The organism is Sodalinema gerasimenkoae IPPAS B-353, assembly GCF_009846485.1.
GTDB lineage: Bacteria > Cyanobacteriota > Cyanobacteriia > Cyanobacteriales > Geitlerinemataceae > Sodalinema > Sodalinema gerasimenkoae.
Map to the genome: position 1 here is coordinate 1 of NZ_ML776472.1, position 19886 is coordinate 19886.

The 19886-nt window shown below is 53.0% G+C and carries 14 protein-coding genes, 1 pseudogene and 1 riboswitch; of the genes and pseudogenes, 6 read left to right on the plus strand and 9 right to left on the minus strand.

All coding sequences use genetic code 11. The features are described from left to right. The 5 genes and pseudogenes from acs to L855_RS00025 all read right to left on the minus strand — a co-directional run. A partial coding sequence (gene acs, locus L855_RS00005; RefSeq protein ID WP_159782985.1) for an acetate--CoA ligase occupies positions 1 to 1947 on the minus strand: 1947 nt, incomplete at its 3' end. Positions 1948 to 2054: 107 nt separating this feature from the next. Then, the gene (locus L855_RS00010) at positions 2055 to 3872 is read right to left on the minus strand and encodes a CHASE2 domain-containing protein (protein WP_159782994.1); all 1818 of its coding nucleotides are present in this window, start codon (positions 3870 to 3872) and stop codon (positions 2055 to 2057) included. Between the two features lie 291 nt (positions 3873 to 4163). Then, complete coding sequence (locus L855_RS00015) at positions 4164 to 4313, minus strand: hypothetical protein (protein ID WP_159782996.1); 150 nt, start codon at positions 4311 to 4313, stop codon at positions 4164 to 4166. A gap of 259 nt (positions 4314 to 4572) precedes the next feature. Next, on the minus strand, positions 4573 to 7056 hold the full coding sequence (locus L855_RS00020; protein WP_159782998.1) for a CHASE2 domain-containing protein: 2484 nt from the start codon (positions 7054 to 7056) through the stop codon (positions 4573 to 4575). Between the two features lie 302 nt (positions 7057 to 7358). Continuing rightward, positions 7359 to 10627: pseudogene (locus tag L855_RS00025) on the minus strand (DEAD/DEAH box helicase). Between the two features lie 249 nt (positions 10628 to 10876). On the opposite strand from L855_RS00025, the gene cobQ reads away from it, so the two are divergent. After that, positions 10877 to 12343 (plus strand): cobyric acid synthase CobQ, encoded by a 1467-nt coding sequence (gene cobQ / locus L855_RS00030; RefSeq protein ID WP_159783000.1) that lies wholly within the window; start codon positions 10877 to 10879, stop codon positions 12341 to 12343. Between the two features lie 5 nt (positions 12344 to 12348). On the opposite strand, the gene L855_RS00035 is transcribed toward cobQ, so the two are convergent. Next, a complete protein-coding gene (locus L855_RS00035) occupies positions 12349 to 12879 on the minus strand; it encodes an outer membrane protein assembly factor BamD (protein ID WP_159783002.1) in 531 nt (176 codons plus the stop codon). A gap of 318 nt (positions 12880 to 13197) precedes the next feature. On the opposite strand from L855_RS00035, the gene L855_RS00040 reads away from it, so the two are divergent. The 3 genes from L855_RS00040 (at position 13198) to psbM (ending at position 15453) form a co-directional block, all read left to right on the plus strand. Further along, positions 13198 to 14862 (plus strand): TolC family protein, encoded by a 1665-nt coding sequence (locus tag L855_RS00040; RefSeq protein WP_159783004.1) that lies wholly within the window; start codon positions 13198 to 13200, stop codon positions 14860 to 14862. A gap of 146 nt (positions 14863 to 15008) precedes the next feature. Continuing rightward, positions 15009 to 15305 (plus strand): 2Fe-2S iron-sulfur cluster-binding protein, encoded by a 297-nt coding sequence (locus L855_RS00045; RefSeq protein WP_159783006.1) that lies wholly within the window; start codon positions 15009 to 15011, stop codon positions 15303 to 15305. A 43-nt stretch (positions 15306 to 15348) separates the two neighbouring features. Further along, the gene (psbM, locus tag L855_RS00050) at positions 15349 to 15453 is read left to right on the plus strand and encodes a photosystem II reaction center protein PsbM (RefSeq protein ID WP_074162898.1); all 105 of its coding nucleotides are present in this window, start codon (positions 15349 to 15351) and stop codon (positions 15451 to 15453) included. Between the two features lie 90 nt (positions 15454 to 15543). Here the strand turns inward: psbM and L855_RS00055 are convergent, their stop codons facing one another. Beyond that, complete coding sequence (locus L855_RS00055; RefSeq protein ID WP_159783008.1) at positions 15544 to 16365, minus strand: universal stress protein; 822 nt, start codon at positions 16363 to 16365, stop codon at positions 15544 to 15546. Positions 16366 to 16516: 151 nt separating this feature from the next. On the opposite strand from L855_RS00055, the gene L855_RS00060 reads away from it, so the two are divergent. Further along, positions 16517 to 17005 (plus strand): acyl-CoA thioesterase, encoded by a 489-nt coding sequence (locus L855_RS00060; protein ID WP_159790872.1) that lies wholly within the window; start codon positions 16517 to 16519, stop codon positions 17003 to 17005. Here the strand turns inward: L855_RS00060 and rdgB are convergent. Then, positions 17002 to 17571 carry an RdgB/HAM1 family non-canonical purine NTP pyrophosphatase gene (gene rdgB, locus L855_RS00065; protein ID WP_159783010.1) on the minus strand — a complete coding sequence of 190 codons (570 nt, stop codon included), beginning with the start codon at positions 17569 to 17571 and terminating at the stop codon, positions 17002 to 17004. The genes L855_RS00060 and rdgB overlap by 4 nt on opposite strands. Further along, the gene (lipA, locus tag L855_RS00070) at positions 17571 to 18488 is read right to left on the minus strand and encodes a lipoyl synthase (protein WP_159783012.1); all 918 of its coding nucleotides are present in this window, start codon (positions 18486 to 18488) and stop codon (positions 17571 to 17573) included. The genes rdgB and lipA overlap by 1 nt, the downstream gene beginning before the upstream one ends. Before the next feature lie 205 nt (positions 18489 to 18693). Continuing rightward, positions 18694 to 18784, plus strand: a riboswitch (Glutamine riboswitch). Between the two features lie 34 nt (positions 18785 to 18818). Here lipA and L855_RS00075 point away from each other — a divergent pair. Next, on the plus strand, positions 18819 to 19124 hold the full coding sequence (locus tag L855_RS00075) for a DUF4278 domain-containing protein (RefSeq protein ID WP_159783014.1): 306 nt from the start codon (positions 18819 to 18821) through the stop codon (positions 19122 to 19124). Positions 19125 to 19886: the final 762 nt, after the last annotated feature.

Sequence of the window (19886 nt, forward strand, 5' to 3'; positions counted from 1 at the left end):
GAGGACACCGCGATCTTGTAGCGTTGACGTATCGCCGGAGATTTCCTCACCAGCGGCGAGATTGCGCAACAGACGACGCATGATTTTCCCAGAGCGGGTTTTCGGTAAATCCTCCGTAAAGCGAATCTCCTGGGGACGGGCGATCGCCCCAATGTCCTCAACCACATGCTGTTTCAACTCTTTCTCCAGCGCCTCGGAGGGGTCATGTTCCGATTCGAGAGAGACAAACGCCACAATACTCTCTCCCCGTAACTCATCGGGTTTCCCGACAACGGCTGCCTCCGTCACCGCCGGATGAGACACCAACGCCGACTCAATCTCCATCGTTCCCAAACGATGGCCCGAGACACTAATCACATCATCAACCCGGCCCATCACCCAGAAATAGCCATCCTCATCCTTGCGAGCGCCATCCCCAGCAAAATAGAAATGTTGCCCATCTTTGGGTTGAATATGCTCCCAATAACTACGGCGGAAGCGGTCAAAATCCCCATACACCGTGCGCATCATGCTCGGCCAGGGATGCTTAATTACCAAATAGCCCCCCTGATTCACCTCAACCGGATTGCCCTCTAAATCCACCACATCGGCAAGAATGCCAGGGAAGGGACGAGTGGCTGAACCCGGTTTGGTGGGAGTGGCCCCAGGGAGCGGTGTTAACATAAAGCCCCCCGTTTCCGTTTGCCACCAGGTATCTAAAATGGGGCATCGCTCCTGACCAATCACCCGATGATACCAAACCCAAGCTTCCGGGTTAATCGGTTCGCCAACGGTTCCCAAAATCCGCAGGGAGGAAAGATTACGGGATTTTGGATGCTGTTCCCCGGCTTTCATAAAGGCCCGAATCGCCGTGGGGGCAGTGTAGAAAATCGTCACGCCGTATTTTTCCACCACATCCCAGAAACAGCCGGGATTAGAGGGACGAGGAACCCCCTCGTACATCACCGTCGTTGCCCCATTCGACAGGGGACCATAGACAATATAGCTGTGGCCCGTAATCCAACCCACGTCAGCGGTACACCAATAGACATCAGTCTCTTGCAGGTCGAAGGTCCATTGACAGGTGATATGGGTGTAGAGGTTATAGCCGCCGGTGGTGTGAACCACGCCTTTGGGTTTACCGGTACTGCCACTGGTATGGAGGATAAATAGCATATCCTCACTATCCATCACTTCAGCGGGACAGTCGGCGGAGGCAGTTTTTTGCAGATCATGCCACCAATGGTCACGGCCCGTTTCCATGTTCATCTCGTCCCCAGTCCGCCGGACCACCAGCACATTGTCGACGCTGGGGATGGCATTGTTGTCGAGGGCTTTGTCAACTTGGGGTTTTAGGGGAACCACTGTATCTTTGCGATAGCCCCCATCGGCGGTAATCACCAATTTGGCGGAAGCATCGTTGAGACGTTCCCGCAGGGCCTCAGCACTAAAGCCGCCAAAAACGACGGTATGCACCGCCCCAATACGGGCACAGGCTAACATGGCGATCGCCGCCTCGGGAATCATGGGCATATAAATCCCCACCACATCCCCTTTCTGCACCCCAAACGACTTGATGACATTAGCCATCTGACAGACTTCCCGATGCAGTTGGCCATAGGTGAGGGTTCGAGAATCCCCCGGTTCTCCTTCCCAAATCAGGGCCGCTTTGTTTTTACGCCAGGTGCCCAGGTGGCGATCGAGGCAGTTATGGGAGATATTCAGTTTACCGCCGACAAACCATTTAGCTGTGGGAGGGTTCCAATCGAGGACCTGATCCCATTTCTCGAACCACTCCAGTTCCTTCTCAGCTAAATTGCCCCAGAAGCCTTCAGGATCAGCGGCGGCAGCATCATACAGGGCCTGATAGTCCTCCATGCTTTTGATGCGAGCCTGAGCCGAAAACTCAGCCGAGGGTGGAAAACTGCGCTTCTCATGCAGGATCGATTCAATGGTGGGTTGAGACATGATCTTAAAAAGTCAGGATTAACAGTCGATTTGTAGTCAGGAAGACAGACAGATATACCCCTATTCTCTCTCGAAACTGATTCCCTGGTACGCTCTTGTTAAATCAGTTAATACTCCGATGAGGCCTGCCCTGGAAGTTGCCGTAAGACACAAGTATTACGCCCCTTCTCTTTGGCTTCGTAGAGAGCATAATCTGCTCCCTCGATCAGTTCATAGGAACTGTTTTCGAGTTGAGGGATGAGATTGGCGACGCCACAACTGAGGGTGACATAAGGTGCAACCACCGATGTTTCATGGCTTAACCGCAAGTGACGGACGGTGTTATTCATTCGTTGGGCCACCGTCATGGCATCCTTTAAGCTTGTATCGGGCAGAATGATAGCAAATTCCTCACCGCCATACCGGGCTACCACATCACCGCTGCGGACAGAACGAGTTAACGCCCGAGCAATTTGTTGCAAGCAGTCATCCCCCTGACGATGACCGTAAGTGTCATTGTAGGGCTTAAAGTAGTCCACATCACAGAGAATCAGAGAAATTGGCTGTTGCCGTCGCAGGCTCAGCCACCAGAGGCGCTCTAGGTAGAGATCAAAGTAACGACGGTTCGCCAGTTGCGTCAAGCCATCACAGGTGGCGAGTTTCTGGAGGCGATGCACTTTATGAAGACTGACCACAAAGCTAGACATCAGTCCGGCGGAGATGGGGGAGATGACGGGAACCCAACAGCCGCTGAGAAAGGCGAGATAGCCAATTACGAGAGGAATTAGACAGAGGCCCCCCAGATAGACCATCAGCAGACCCCAAGCCGGGGATTTATGGTTGCGAAACTGACTGGTTTGCCACCAGTACCAACTAATGAGGGTTCCGGCACCGGCCCAACTTAAGACCCAAAGCCATTCTAGGGCAGGGCTGGGGAAGCGAATCATTTTGCGCCCATCCAACGCCGCACTGACGAGTTGACTGGTGAGATTGGCGTGAATCAGTAAACTCGACATCTGAGTATAGCGATCGCGCACCCGATTACTATAGGGAGTATTGTAATGCTCCTTAAACGTCGGCGTGACCAGGCCAATCATGGCAATGCGATCGCGGAAGAGGTCATCCGGTACCTCACCGGCCAGCACGTCACTCATGGAAATGGTCTCGAAGTTCTCCTGAGTTCCCCGGTAGTTAAGGATAACCTGATAGCCGCCATCATCGATATGGGCATAACCCCCATCATTTTGCCGCAGGGATTCGATCAAGGTTTTACCCAACTGAACCCGACTACTTCCTGAACCCTGGGGTTCAATGGGGACTTGTTCGGCTTGCAGATACATCAAAGCCAGGGCCGCCGCAAAACTATTCCGAATTCTGCCATCGTTCCCCCGCACTGAAACCAGGCCCCGACGAATCACCCCATCGGGGTCTACCACCATATCGGCTAATCCCACCTGATTGAGTTGTTGCAAAATCGGCGGTGGGGGAACAGACTGGCCGATATATTTTTCCATCCCAATCAGGTTCGGGGTGGTCGCCAGAACCTCTGAGAGGCGATCGCTCCCCGGTGGAATGGGAACATCCCGATATAGATGCAGTCCTAGAACACGAGGCTGCTGCGATCGCACCTGTTCGAGTAACATCGCCAGCCGTTGGTCAGATAAGGGCCATTCACCCGCCGCTCCTATATCATCATCATCAATCGTAATCAAGACCAGTCGTGGGTCTGGGGCCTCCAACGGTCGATGTTGAATATAGCGATCTAACATCGCCGCCTCCAACATCTGAAACAAGCCTCCAGTTGTAGCCGCCAGAATCATGCTGGTTGTGCCAACCATTGCCCCGAGTCTTGCTCTCCATTGCCATAACCGTTGAACTGGGGAACTGCTGCACATAGATTCAGGATGCCCCGTTCGAGTGCGAAATCGGGGAGGCGCGATCAGCATAATGGTCGTCCGCAGATGAGGTCTGATGGGTAGAGATGACGAGCAGGGGGTGGATGGCCCCCTCAATCTCCAACTGTTCGTTTCTCCAGTGTAGTAGTTTTTTTTCCGTGGAACCTTAGCTTGTTCACAGGGAACATTCCAAGACTCTAACGTTGAGTCCTTGGGGGTCCTTGTCATGACTTACGACCCCCCATTCCTCTCCACCCGGAAACACTCTGAAGTTTTTTACTGATGCGCCGTTCAGTGCTGTTGTGGCCGACCCCGTCCCCTTGCTCAGGCACTCTGGGACGGTTAGCCAACGGTTTCTTGAGGTTGGCCCTCGTTATCCTCTCGCGGCTCGAATACGTCCGAGGACATCCGGTTGTGATAACTGGTGGAGACCACTTCATCCCAACACCCCGCAAAGCTAACCCGAGCCGCTACGCTCGCGGAGCTGCTCATCGCAGTCAGTGTCACAATACCCATGCCAATGATAGGCAGAGAACCCCAAAGAACGTTAACCATAGTTGATGCACCCTAATGACCGTTGGCAAGTTATGCCATCCAATACATTTATTGTCTTAAGACAAGGGGCATCTTGTCATCCGTTAAATTGCGGAAATTGAGGCAATCTTTAGTAACAACGGGGTTACAATGGGGGGTTTGACCCCTCACTCGCCGGGATTAACCTTTATAAGGAAGACCCCGAGAGACCCAGTCCCTACATTGGGTTTATGGAGTCGTCAACGGTGGCCCAAGGCGTTTTGTTCCCTTGGGCACAGCGTTCGAGATAAATCTCACATGGGCGATCGTGTTTGATTTTATTTAGACAATGCTCAAACAACGTTTTTGCCTCAGCATACTGTTGCACATGGTATAACAACACAGCTTGTTCAAAATGGGTTCTCTCCTCCAATTTAGCATGTTTAATGTCAGGCGGATCAGCATCAAACACCTCAAATACTGAAACCTTTTCAGACTTACCTTTAACCGACACTCGATCAATGAGACGAATCATATAGCAATTCGTGTCTTCTAGCTGCAAAAATGTATCATGGGAAATCAATAGCGGCGTCCCATAAATTTTAGTTAGTCCTTCAATTCGAGATGCTAAATTAACCGCATCACTGATGACAGTAGTATCTAAATGATGTTGTCCCCCCACAATTCCTAACATTAATGACCCCGTATTAATGCCAATCCCAATCCGTAGTGGTGGACGGCCAGGCCGTTGGCGGGTTTTATTATACTCCGTTAGACAGTCTAACATGGCGATCGCCGCCCGAACAGCATCATCTGCTCCCCCACCAAACAAGGCCATAATGGCATCCCCAATATACTTATCAATAAAGCCATTATTCTCGGAAATTGTCGGCTCCATCCGGGACAAATAGGCATTGATGAAGTTGAAGTTATCTTCCAATGTCATCTTTTCAGATAACATCGTAAAATCTCGAATATCTGAAAAGAGAATCGACATCTCTTTCGCAACAGCCTCACCCAGTTTTACATCCACCAAACTCTCATAGCCCAAAAATGAGAGAAATTCATGAGGCACAAATCGGGCCGCCGCATCTGTTAACTGAACTTCCATATTCAGGGCCCGATCTAAATCCTGGTTGACCTGAAATAGGTCACGGGTTGCCTGTTCCTGAGAGGCATTCGCCTGGCGACGGGCGCTGATATCCTGAAAAGCTACCACCGCAAACGTAACCGTCCCTTGACGGTCTAAAATTGGCGTCCCCCACATTTCTAAAGGAATGCGGTCTCCTTGCAACTCGATATCCAGGGTATATCCCTTAGACGGTAAACCCTCTAAGGCCCGGGAGGCGGGAGTTTTCTCTGGGGGGAAGTGTTGCTCAGTTTCAGAAATGTAGGCGGAAGCCGCCCTGCGTAGAGCATCGCGACTCCCGGGAACCCCAACCTCCCCCAGAATTGCATCCGCCATAGCATTCGTATAGTGAACACTACCATCCTGGTTGAGGACGCAAATGCCCAGAGGTAAGGCTTCGAGAAACTGTAACAGACGGCGATCGCTCTCATATTGGCGTTCCCGAAGCATCTGAGTGGCACGACTCAACCCAGTCAGAAATAACGCCATCATGGGGGCAATAACTGGGAGCCACCACCCCCCTTGCAACAGCAGATAACTCAGAAACATGGGTAAACTCCCGGTTAAGACTAAGGTTCCCCCCAACACAACCCAGCGTAGGCAACGAGACTGGCGTTTGAACCGCCGTTCTCCTAACAGTTGACTCGAGACCACCACTCCCCCAATAGCCCAGATCAGCGTCCACAGCAACCGACCCCCCTCTGAGACATGCCGTAATAAGGGTTGCCCCTCCAGGGTTGCCCCTAAAATCTGACTGATAAAACTGCCATGAATCCAGAGACTCGAATAGTCTAAATCGGAAATACTGTAGCTGTACGGCTGATTAAAGCCCGGGTTCAAGGGGTCAGAAACCCCACCAATCAAAACAACGTTGCCCTCAAGAGAGTTGGCAGGAACCGGATTAGCAAGCAGATCCCGAATAGAAACCACCTGGAAGTTCTGATGAGGACCACGACAGGTCATCACCACTTGGTAGCCAGACCGTACCATCAGCCCCTGTCCAGACTCCACCTGACGCCGGGGAGTAAACCGAGCTTGGCCGACCTGAATCAGACCCCGTTGAGGATCAATCCTGGCCTCGATATTATGCTGCCGTTGTAAATACATCAGACTCACCCGAGCCGCAAAACTCAATTGCACCCCCTCCTGCTCATCCACGTGAGACAGAAGACTACGCCGGATTTTGCCATCGAAATCCGGCAGAACATCCCCAAAGCCAATCAGTCCTCGACGCGCAAGAATCGGGGGTGGGGGGGTGGGCCGTCCAAAGTGTTTATAAATCCCCACCAGGTTTGGCAGCGTGACCATGAGCTGCTCCAACGCCTCTGAACTGGGGGGAACCGGGAGATCTCGATAGAGGTTTAGACCAATAACCGCTGGGTTCCCGTTCTGGAGGTTTTCTAAGGTTTCGGCTAAGATGCGATCGCTGATGGGCCATCCCCCAAGCTCCCTCAGGTCAGATTGATCAATCGTCACTAAAACAATAGGCGTTTCCGGCGGCTCTGGACGGCTCAGACGCAGGTAGTAGTCTAGGGTTGCCCATTCGAGCCGTTGAAAGCCGCCCTGAGAATCCAGGAAGACGACAGCAACCATGACCAGCAGTATTGACAAAACACTACCTCGCCAGCGACGCCGTTTTATCCATAGAGGTATTTGCAGCATTCAGATTTGCCGGTGCCCTATAGCCGGATTGGGGGTCTGTGGAAACATGCACCCTGCAAGCTAGGGAAGGATGGGGAATTGTAGGAAAGACTTGTCCCCCTACTACTATATCCACCTGTGAGTTTTCTGGCGGGTCTTAGCCGCAACCACGTTCCCTGATGGACTGTTGCGGCGGATCAAATGTATGAGTGCGTGATTCAGACTACAGCCATCTAATGATACGCATTTGAGTATTACTCATCTTCGACGATCGCCGTGCGATCAAGCAACAAGAGGTTTCGTAAGTGATCCGTATCCAAATCCGCTAACCAAGACTCCCCAGAACTGACCACTTGTTCTGCCAAGGCTTGTTTACTTTCAATCAAATCGTGGATCTTCTCTTCTAGAGTTCCCTGACTGACAAACTTGTGAACCTGAACATTGCGAGTTTGACCGATGCGAAAGACCCGGTCCGTCGCTTGATTTTCCACTGCCGGATTCCACCAGCGGTCCACATGAAACACATGATTGGCTCGGGTCAAATTTAAGCCCGTTCCCCCAGCTTTGAGGGAGAGAATAAAAACGCGAGGCCCCTGAGGGTCTTCTTGGAATCGTTCCACCATCTCCTCCCGTTGGGTTTTACGAGTTGCGCCATATAGGAACAACACTTCACCGCTTAAGCGTCGTTCTAAATGTGTTTTTAAGACTTTGCCCCATTCAGAAAATTGCGTAAAAATCAAGGCGCGATCGCCCTCAGCAATCAGCTCATCTAGGAGTTCTTCCAACCGTTGCATTTTGCCCGAATCCTGACTCATACGTTTGAGGATTTCGCTTTTACTTTTCTTGTTTTTAAGTCCTAAAAGCTGGGGATGATTACAGACTTGTTTAAGTTGCGTCAGCAAGCCCAACACTAACCCCCGTCGCTGAATTCCATCGGCAGAGTCGATGGCGGCTAAAGACTCCTGTACCAAGTCTTGGTATCGCTGGGCCTGTTTCGGGGTTAACGGACAAAATTCTGTCATCTCCTGTTTTTCGGGCAAATCTTGAATAATGTCCTTATCAGTTTTTAAGCGGCGAAGAATAAACGGCTGCACCAGCGATCGCAACGTTTTCAGTGAGTCCGTATCTCCATAGCGCTCAATTGGAATCGCGAAGCGTCGTTTAAAAAAGCTAGGATTCCCCAAATATCCAGGATTCAAGAAGTCTAAAATCGACCAAAGTTCCGAGAGACGATTCTCCACAGGAGTCCCCGTTAAGGCAATGCGAAAATCACTCGCCAGTTGGCGCACGGCTTGGGATTGCTTCGCTTGATGATTCTTAACATTTTGCGCTTCATCCAAGACCACAATGCGCCAGTCAATGCTCTGTAGGGCCTTGATATCTCGATAAACCAGAGCATAACTGGTAATCAGTAAATCGTGGTCTTTGGCCACCTGACGTAAGTCTTTGCCTTTCGCCCGTTTAGCCCCATGATGCACCAACACCGAGAGAGAGGGGCCAAACTTCTTGACTTCCCGCTCCCAGTTGCCCAACACCGACGTGGGACAGACCAATAACACCGGACCATTCAGCGCCGATTGTTCCTGTAAATGTTGCAAAAAGGCGATGGTTTGGATGGTTTTACCCAAGCCCATATCATCGGCCAAACAGGCCCCCAGGCCCCAACGCTCCAGGAAGGCCAACCAACCCACCCCTCGGGCTTGGTAGGGACGCAACTCCCCCGCACAGGCCCCAACGCTCCAGGAAGGCCAACCAACCCACCCCTCGGGCTTGGTAGGGACGCAACTCCCCCGCGAAACTCGCAGGAGCCGGGAGAGGTTCAAGGTGGCGTTTCCCCGTTAGGGTGTCCATCAACTCCTGCATCAAAACTCGCAGGAGCCGGGAGAGGTTCAAGGTGGCGTTTCCCCGTTAGGGTGTCCATCAACTCCTGCATCACACCACTGGCTTCAAACTGCACCACCGGCAGTTTCCCCAGGGTTTGCGTGTCCCCCATACTAATGCGCAGAGCATCTTCTAAGGACAGGGCCAAGTCTCCCTGGCGATTATTGAAAAACTCCTGAGCGGCGCGCACATCGGCCACCCGCAACTCCACCCATTCCCCATCGACCTCGACCAGAGGACTCCCTTGGTTAGTCAGATGGTCAAATTCAGCTTTCGAGAGGGTTTTGCCCCCCAGGCTTAGCTGCCATTGGAAGTTGAGGAGTCCCTGAAGTCCCAAGCTTTGACCGGGTTTGGGGGCCTCCGCTCGTACTTGTAGCCCCATACGCCCCGAGGGGCCATCGAGACTCACTAAACTCGGCGGTAGGATGACCCCTAGGCCCGTTTCTTGCAGTCGCCAGCGGACGCTTTTGAGAAACTCATAGGCTTGAATGGCATCGAGGGGACAGCGTTGGGGGCGTGAGGTTTCTAGGCTCCCTTCCAGGGTGGGATAGAGCCGTGAAGCTAAGCCGAGACCACTGAGGAGGGTTTCTTGAGGGCGGTTGATGGTATGGCCCCCCAGGCTGAGGCGATCGACCGGGTGAGTCCAGATGGTGGCGGCGGGAATGGTGAAACTGGGGTCATAAACCGCTTGCAACAGAAATTCTAAGGACCAGGAGTCTCCCTCTTGGCGAGGGGGGTCAAGGCGTAAGGCGGTACGAAATTGATTTTGTCCCAACAGAGCCGATTCGACGGGGGCCAGCCAAGCATTGAGGGTGCTGGCCAGGGGTTCGGCTTGTTTGAGGCTGAGATTGAGATGAGGCTGGGAGCTGGTTAGCCCCGTAAACCATTCCTTGAGAAGAGGGGGAACGGGGATGTCCCCCGGATGGGGGTGCATTTGCCGCACTTGGCAATCGACGATCGCACTCAGGAAGCCACGAATCAGGGCCTGGGGGCTAGGCAAGTTGCCCGGAGCCGTGGCGGAGTATGACTCTGGCGCGATCGCCCGACAGGCATCGGGCAAGCGTTGACTAAAGCGGTAGAGGCGATCGCTATCGCGGGGACTATCGAGCAGCAATTGCCAGCGGGCTTCGAGGCGACCGTCAGCCCGCAGCACCAAGCCTGGGACAAATTTTCCTCGGGCTAATAAATCCAGACTCCAACGACTCAGATGCTGCCAAAGTCGTAGATCAGGGCCCAGCCAGCTTTGCTGAGACCCTGGGTCCGCTTCGGCAACGGTTAAGGGCAGTTGACGTAATAGGTCGAGGGTCTGCTGGGGACTTAGCCTGAGGCCAGAAACCTGCCAGGGATGCAGGCTCAGGGTCGCCTCATGGAGACCAGGGGCAGCGGAGTAGAGGGGACGCAGACCACTATCATCATCTTGGCTCGGCAGTTGCAACCGTTGCACCTGAGACGGGCAATCCGAGGGTAGGTTAAGCTGTTGTTGATGGAGGTACTGATGCAGGTCTTCAGGGCTGAGGGCAAAGGGATGCTCGGTGATGTCCTCACCCCTGGGGATCGCATCTGGAACGAGACGCCGCCAGGTTTCTCCCCAAAGGAAAAAGGAATTGTCGTCGAGGAGCCAACTGCCGTGTAAAACTGCCATTCGGTCTCAGTTGCGGTTAGATACAAGTCAGGTTTTCTATCGTCTATGCTACTGTGCCCTGGCATGATTTTCTAGCGGCTTTAGGGTTTCATCAGGATTTGAACTGGGTTCGGCGACGGCTATCACCCCGCCGACGATCTGACATTGACGAAATTGCTGTGTAAGATTGGAGCGACATCACAGGGGAGCAGGGGGGCGATCGCCCCAATCGGAAGTTAAATCTCATTGGTTGTTCAGAGGCAGTTTTGCATGAAAGCCCTTACCGTGTTGGGGACAACATCTGAAGCCGGGAAGTCGATTATAACGACGGCACTGTGTCGCCTACTCTCCCGCCAAGGCATTCGTATTTCTCCCTTTAAGGGAGCCAGCGTCAGCTTACAATCCTATTTGACGGAAATTGGGGGCGAGATGAGTTATGCCCAGGCCCTCCAGGCTTGGGCAGCGGGAATTTCTCCAGCGGTGGAGATGAACCCGCTCTTACTTCGGCCCAAAGGAGATTCCGCCTATCAGGTGATTGTCAAAGGGGTGACGACGGAAACCCTCAGCATTAATGAGTTTTACCGTTGGGCCGAGACCGAAGGCTGGGCGATCGTACGCCAATGTTTAGACCAGTTAGGGGGAGAGTTCGACCTTTTGGTCTGCGAGGGAGCCGGGAGTGCCGCAGAGGTGCATCTGCGGGCTTCGGATTTAGCGAATATGCGGGTGGCTCGTTATCTCAATTCCCCAACTCTGTTGCTCGTCGATAGTGAGCGGGGTGGGGCCCTCGCTCATGTGGTGGGAACCCTGGAACTCCTCGAACCGATTGAACGGGCCCTGGTGCGAGGCATTGTCATCAATAAATGGCGCGGTCCGCAAGCAGTCAGTCAAGCCGCAGTGTCCTGGTTGGAGGAACGCACAGGAATCCCCGTCTTGGGGGTGATTCCCTGGGATGCGATCGCCTGCTCTCGTCAGGGGACCCTCAATCTCCTCAAACGTGATGGCAAGCCCAGTACCCCAGAGGTAACGGTGGCGGTGGTTCGTCTGCCCCATTTAACAGGATTTGCTGATTTTGACCCCCTAGATGCAGAACCGACGGTGCGGGTGAAGTATGTGTCCCTCAAACAGTCCTTAGGCTATCCCGATGCAGTGATTGTGCCGGGAAGTCGCACCACCCTCGCGGATTTAGAGGTGTTACAAGAGTCGGGAATGGCTCAGGAGATTTTAGATTATCAGTCCGCCGGTGGCACGGTGTTGGGCATTGCCGGAGGCTTTCAGATGTTAGGGGAGTTTGTGGCAGACCCTGAGGGAGTCGAAGGGATGGAAGGACGCATTTCCGGCTTGTCGTTATTGCCCATGACCACAGTGATTACTCAGCAAAAGGTGGCTCGTCAGCGGTCTGTGACCTCCACCTATCCCCATGTAGGACTCCATGTCACTGGCTATGAGTTGCACCGTGGTCGCTCCAAGTTGGCGGAGACCGAGGCCTTTCAACCCCTGTTTGAAGATGCCAAGCTAGGGGTTGTGGATAGCTATCAATCCATCTGGGGAACCTATCTCCATGGGATTTTTGATAGTGGTCCCTGGCGCCGCACCTGGTTAAACCGTTTACGGCAACAGCGGGGCCTCAAGGCCTTGCCGACGGGAATCCCGAATTATCGAGAACAACGGGAGACACTCCTGGAAAATCTCACCGACTTCATCGAGCAAAATATCGACATTAGTCCTCTGATTCAATAAAGACCTCAACTCAAGCCAATCAGGGCACTGAGAATCAAGAGGCTACTGATGAGGGCAAACCAGACAAACTGATTGTCCGAGCGGTTGATTTGCGAGGGATCAATTGGCTCAGGTTCCCGCAGGGGTCGAGGTTTGGGGGGGCGACGGCCACCGCTGGGATTGGACCCTTTGCGATCGCAGGCCTGGGATACCTCCGCCTCATTGAGGTCGGGGATACTGACGTTCCATTCAGGACGAGAGGCTAAGCGAGGGGCTTCTAAGATTGCCAGCAGCCGACGACTCTGTTGGCGGGTGGCCCAGTTGGGATGACGGCTCAGTTGACGACAGAGGGTAATGGCGCTGGGATAGTCACCCACAGATTGATAGGCACTCACCAACCAAATCTGAATGTCACCCCCCAAGGGGCTGGCTCGTTCGCTGAGGGCGCTGGCTTGTTCGAGGAGGGTGACTGCTTGCCGGTAACGGCCTTGTTCAAACTCCTCTTTGGCAGTTTCGTAGTTGATGCGGGCTAGATCGCTGGCGTCGGGGCTACTCACAACGAATTGACACAGATGAAAAGGATACAACTGGGGAGTCGAGTTGAGCCACGGCGGTTTAGGGCATCGTGGAACCGGACTCGGACAATGACAGTCGTCATGTCAATGCTATGGTATCGCGATCGCCCTCCCGGGAAAATGCCTCTGGGGCGATCGCTGTGGGGGTGGAGTCACAGCGGCAGAAATTTTTGTTCGTTTTCCGTCCAACCCCGCAAATGAACTGCTATGGTGCTAAGGGGACAATCCCGAATTGCCCAGACTTCTGTTGCAAAGGACTCTCATACCCGTCCGACGCTTGGCGAATTTCAGACAAAGCATATGACCAGATTGCGTGATTGGATGGTGATTAGCTTAACAGCCGCCATCGCCCTCAATTGTGTTGAGGTTCAAGCCACCCCGAAAGCGTTAGGTAAAGACTTAACCAACGAGGCCGTCGCAGACGGCGATCTCGCTATCCCGACAGAGCGAACTGTGGAGTCGTTGCAGCCAGACGCGCCCTCAACTCCCGTCGAAGGCAATTCGCCACCCCGTCAGGCTCAAATCGTCCCTGGGGCTGGCTTTCCCGATATTCCTGATTTCCCTCCGCCCTTTGAGGTGGGCCCCATTGACCCCGATGAACCGGCGCCCCCCTATTTAGAGCCTCATCCCAATTTCTTACGTTTTCCCACACGGCCCGAGGAGGTCGAGATTGAAGGCACACAACCGATTACCCTCAATCAAGCTCTAGAACTGGCGGTTCGCAATAATCTGGATCTTCAGCAAAGTCAGCTGAGTTTGGAACAAAGCCTAGCGAGTCTCCGGGAAACTCAGGCGGATTTGTTCCCCAATGTCAACCTCTCCTCCAATTTGACCTGGAGTGATTCCGCTAACGCTCGTCTGAGTATCCGCCGCCAGGAAGAAACCCTCGGCCAGCGATCGCCCACTCAAGGTGACCCCACCTCAACCACCTGGAATACAGAACTGAGTGTCAACTATACGGTGTTTGATTTCGGCGGGCGCTCCGGACGAATTGCGGCGGCACAAGCCCAGGTTCACAACACGGAATTACAGATTGAGCAACAGCTTGAACAGGTCCGCTTACAGGTTCAGAATGCCTACTACAATATCCAAGAAGCGGATATGAATGTGCAGATTGGCCGGGCAGCCGTGGAAAATGCTGAACAGAGTTTACGGGATGCTCGGTCTCTGGAGTCTGCTGGGGTCGGAACTCGCTTTGATGTCTTGCGGGCAGAAGTTCAGCTCGCCAATGACCAGCAGGTTCTCAATGAAGCCTTGGCAGAACAGCGGGTGTCACGGCGGCAGTTAGCGCGGATCTTAAATGTGCCCCAATCGGTGGATCTGGCCGCCGCTGATCCGGTTGATTTAGCAGGGGTCTGGGAGTTGCCTCTCGATGAAACCATTATTTTGGCCTTCCGCAATCGGGCTGAGTTGCAACAGGAACTGATTGATCGCGATATTGCTCAGGAACAACAACGGGTGGTGCGATCGCAGGGACTTCCCCAATTCTCCGTGTTTGGTTCGGCAAACTTGGTGACGACCTCTGGCGATGGGGTCAGCGGCTTAACCGAAGGCTACTCCGCCGGGGCCCAAATGCAGTGGAATCTCTTTGATGGAGGTGCCAGAGCAGCGTCCATTCGACAACTTGAAGCCCAGGAAGAGTCGGCATCGGTCCGCTTTGCTGATGCTCGCAACCAAGTGCGCTCTGAGGTGGAAGAATCCTACTATCAACTCGACTCCCGCCTCCAAAACGTCAGTCGAGCCACCGCCGCCCTCGAATTAGCTGAGGAAAGTCTTGATTTAGCCCGTTTGCGATTTCAAGCCGGGGTGGGAACCCAAACCGATGTGATTGCAGCTCAAAATGATTTAACCCAAGCTCGGGGGAACCTAGTCACGGCTATTTTGGGCTACAACCGCTCCTTGGCTCAGTTGCAGCGTGCCGTCAGCAATTATCCCTTCATTGATGAGATTCAAGGACGGCTCTGAGGGGGGATGGTCGGGGGGCCACAAAGCCACCAGACCTCAGCTTCGGGGACGAGGTGATTAACAATATTTTACAAAAAACGTAAAGATTGTTAACATAAAACCGCCCCCTAGTTGTTGTAAGCCAAACCCACAGATGGAGAGTACCCATGGCTAATATTAAGTTTGTTAACGAGGACTTGGAAGTCGTCGCGGCCGATGGTGCAAATTTACGGATTAAAGCCCTTGAAAATAAAGTTGATGTCTACAAAACCTGGGGCAAGCTGACGAACTGTGGTGGCTACGGACAATGTGGAACCTGCATTGTTGAGGTCATTGAGGGGATGGAGAACCTATCGCCGCCAACGGAAACAGAAAAGCGGAAGTTGCGTAAGAAACCCGACAGCTATCGTTTGGCTTGTCAAGTACAGGTCAACGGTGAGGTGAGCATTAAAACCAAGCCATGATATCCTAGAGAAGCTTCATTGTTTAAGATGCTCGAGGCTTTCTATGGAAGTTAATGATCTTGGTTTTGTAGCGAGTCTTTTATTTGTGCTCGTGCCCACGGTTTTCTTGTTAATTCTGTATATCCAGACCCAAAGCCGGGAGAGCTAAGTATACGATCCGTATCAGCTCATCCTGCTTCGGCGAACCCCCCAGTTTTGGTCAAAGCTGGGGGGTTTTGCGTGAGGGGTTTCAGGGGGACTAACGGGCCAACAAAACGGGACAGTTGGCATAGACGCGAACATAGTCCGAGAGAGATTGACCCAGCAGACGATCTAAGTCGGGTAACGCTTTAGCAATGTTGGGGCGACGGTCGGGAGACCCTAAGACCAACAAATCGACATTGTTATCTTCAGCAAGGCAGCAAATCTCGGGGCCGGCTTTCCCGGAAGCGATGAGGCTTTGGGTTTGTAGGCCGAGGCGTTTGGCCTTCTCGCTAGCGGCTCTCAAGACTGGGTCGTTCTCTGGGGCCACGTTCTTGTCTGGAGGATTGACGTGGGTGAGGATCAATTTAGCATCCTTGAGATCCTTAACCCAAGATAGGGTCAAATCCAGGGACTGTTGGGCTGATTCTGAGGCATCGAGGGCGACCATGACCCGTTTAAGGCGTTTGACATAGACCTCATCTTTAACGAGCAACATGGGGCGATCGGCCAGTTGGAACACATACTGACTGACGGAGTTCTCCAAAATAGAGACCAGACGACCCAGTCCCCGAGATCCCATGATGATCAAGTCGGCGTTTTCTTCTTTGGCTACGTCACAGACGATAGTTTTGGGGTCCCCTTGCTTGAGTCGTGGGTTGATTTTACTGGGATCAACTTTCAGGGATTTGACGGCCTGAGCGAGGACTCGTCCCCCTTCTTCGAGTTTTTCAGAGACAAGATCGGCGGAGACTTGGGGGGGAACCACATGCAGGACTGTAATTTCAGCTCGCTGAATCTCCGGAATCTCAAGGAGTTGGTTGAGCATCTCTTCGCACAACCCCCGTCCGGCGACGGCAACAAGAATTCTTTCAATCATAGTTTTAGTATTGGGTATTGACAACATGTGATGTCAGGGTGTACCGTTCGGCTGCGGTGTGCCCAAACCTGTGCAACGACACTAAGATTAAGGATAAGCCCGATAACCGGCCCAAAATTTGTAGAAATGTAGCGTTTTGAAACAGTTTGTGATGCGCGATTCAGAACATCTCCCCACTGGGGCAATCCAAAACCGCTTGGTCGCTGGCGATGGCTTATGGTTCGAGTATCCCGTCCGCGCCCATCCTCACCATACGGATTATGGGGGTGTGGTGTGGCATGGACAGTATATTGCTTGGATGGAAGAGGCCCGAGTTGAATGTCTGCGATCGATTGGCATTGATTACGCGGACTTAGTGGCCCTCGGCTGCGAGTTGTTAGTGGTGGAGTTATCCACTCGCTATCACCGAGCCATGCGTCTAGGTGAGACGGCCATTGTGCGAACCTCCATGGAACCGGGGGCGGGGGTCCGCCTCAATTGGGACTACCAGATTGTGCCGATGGAGGGGGGAGATCCCTTTCTCAGTGCGCGCATTACCTTGGTAACGGTCGATCGCGAAAAGGGCAAAATTATGCGCCGTCTCCCCCCCGTCTTGGATGAGGTCTTCGCCAAACTCAGCCAAACCTCGTCCTCGGGCTAGAGTTGAGCGAGTTTGGGCAGCAGTTGCTTAAAGGCTAAACCCCGATGACTACAGGCTTTTTTGGTCTCGGGGGCCATTTCGGCGAAGGTTTGCTGCTGCTGTTCGACCCAGAAGATGGGATCGTAGCCGAATCCTCCCTGGCCCCGAGGGGCCTCTAGGATTGTCCCGGGACAACAGCCTTGGACTTCCAGGGCGATCGCCCCTTGGGGATTGGCCAGGGCGATGGCACAGATGAATTGGGCCCGGCGATCGCGGGTCTCGGCGAGTTCCCGTAACAGCCGTTGGATGCGATCGCCATCATTGGCCCCATAACGCGCCGAGTAGATGCCAGGGCGACCGTCGAGGGCATCGACCGCCAATCCCGAATCATCGGCGATCGCCCATTGTCCCGTCGCTTTGGCCACAGTAACGGCTTTCAGGCGCGCATTTTCGGCAAAGGTGGTCCCAGTTTCCTCAATATCGAGTTCCTGGGGTTTTAACTGAAGATCCCAGTTCGTCTCCTCCAGATACTCCTGCATTTCCTTGAGTTTACCGGGGTTCCCGGTAGCAACAATCAAAATTGTCATCAGTTCGGATGGGGGAAAACAGCATTGACGGGGGTTGGAGTTCGGGGATAGCGTTCCATGAGCGATCGCACCTGTTCGGCATGATAGGAACTCCGCGTCAGAGGAGAGGCCACCACCTGCAAGAAGCCTATCGACTCCCCATACTCACGCCAGGCATCAAACTGTTGCGGCGTGATAAAATCCTGAACTCCTAGATGTTTCTGGCTCGGTTGCAGATATTGCCCCAGGGTGAGGATATCGCAGTCCACGGCCCGTAAATCCCGCATCACCTGACGCACTTCGGCGTCCTCTTCTCCCAGGCCCACCATAATCCCGGATTTACTATACACCCAGGGGGCTAACTCACGAGTCCGTTGTAATAACTCCAGGCTGCGTTGATAGTCCCCTTGGGGACGAGTACGACGATATAAACGCGGCACTGTCTCGGTGTTATGATTGAGAACCTCCGGCTGAGCCGCCAGGATGGTTGCTAAGGCCTGCCAATTGCCACAGAGGTCAGGAATCAACACCTCAATGGTGGTTCCTGGGGACTCTTGACGCACCGCCTCAATGCACTTAACAAACTGAGAGGCCCCACCGTCGGGCAAGTCATCCCGGTTCACGGAGGTGATCACCACATGATTAAGCCTCAGTCGCCGTACGGCTTCAGCTAAATGTAGAGGTTCGTTGGCATCGAGAGGCTGGGGTTTCTTCTCAAAGTCAATATCACAGTAGGGACAGGCGCGGGTACAGGCCGGCCCCATAATCAGGAAGGTGGCGGTCCCATTATTGAAGCATTCGCCAATGTTGGGACAAGAGGCTTCCTCACAGACGGTGTTGAGGCTGAGATCTCGGAGAATCTCTTTGACGTTACCCACTCGTTGCCATTGAGGGGCTTTGACACGCAACCAGTCGGGTTTGAGGGTGGCTCGCTCCACGATTCATCTACCTATTGCAAGAGGACTGAAGGACTTATTGTACCGTGAGGGAACAGGGGGGAGAAGGGAAGAGAAGGCAGTAGGCAGTAGGCAGTAGGCAGTAGGGAAGAGAGGGCAAGGGGCAAGAGAGTAAACAAATATGTCAATCTATCTGGGGGCCTTGACATTTAATCCCAGAATCGTAACAATAGATACAGAAAGATAAATCGTTCATCTCTCCACGTCGCAAAACTCCGAACGTATTGGGGTCAAGTGAGGGGAGACGGAAGTAGGGACAACTCCCGAAGGAACGCGCCTCTTTGCACATCTCACGCTTTGGAGGCGGAAACCATGCAACTCACTTATCGCGGTATTACCTACAAAACCAGTCCGGTTCAAGTCGAAGCACAAGCCCCCACGCAAGTGTCTGGCAAGTATCGCGGCTTAGACTGGCGCTTCTGCAACGTTCAACCCAAGTTGACTCAACAACCCACCGTTGAACTCAAGTATCGGGGTGTCAGCTATCGCACCAACGAAGCTGGACGGGCGGAATCGGTCTCAGAACAGTCTCGTCGTTTGATGATGAACAACACTCGTCGCAGCGAACGTCGTCATCTGAGCATGTTGAATCGCTCCTTCGCCGAGTTGGGTGCGTAGTCTCTGACACTCACCTGAGTCCCACTTAAAAGCCGCCGGCAAGACTCATTATAAGATTGCTGGTTGATAAGAGAGCCGACCTAGAGATTTCTTCTGGGTCGGCTTGATGCTGTCTGAGGGGTTGAGGAGAGGGACTTGTTACAGAACGTTATATTGAGAAATCAGGGACTCTCTTAAGGTAACAATTGCTATCGTTTGGGGTTAGGGCGATCGCAAATTGTCTATAGTAGACAGTGAGGCGTAGATCGGCTTCACCTAAACTAGAGCCGGACTTTATGTTAGCCTCAGTTTTAATCCTTCGTTGGAGGTTAGACAACCCGATTTTATCTCGTCAGTACCCACGCAGTTTTCTAGCTCAAGACTGCACCAGCACCTAGCCAAAGAATTACTGATTTCACCCCCACTCACCCGATTCAAACCGAGAACGGAGCTGGGAAAACTAAGGTGAAATTGCCGAATTCGTGAGGCTAGGTGTTGTTTTTAGAAGTATTTTTACTCAATAAAAAGTCAGGAGTCAGAGTAAAATTTAGTTTCAATTTTAACTGTAACGTTTCATTAAATAAGCTTGCACTTCCTAGGCAGCTTCCCTATAGTAGTAATCAGAAGCCGGAAGAAGGCTTCACGGCAGATAAGCACAGCGCAGTCCACATTAGCAAACGAGGTAAACACGCTGTTAACTCTAACATCTGTCCAACTCCAAAACGCAACGACACCCGCCCAAGCGACTGAAACTTCCTCCACTTAACTGACTGGGAGCAACGC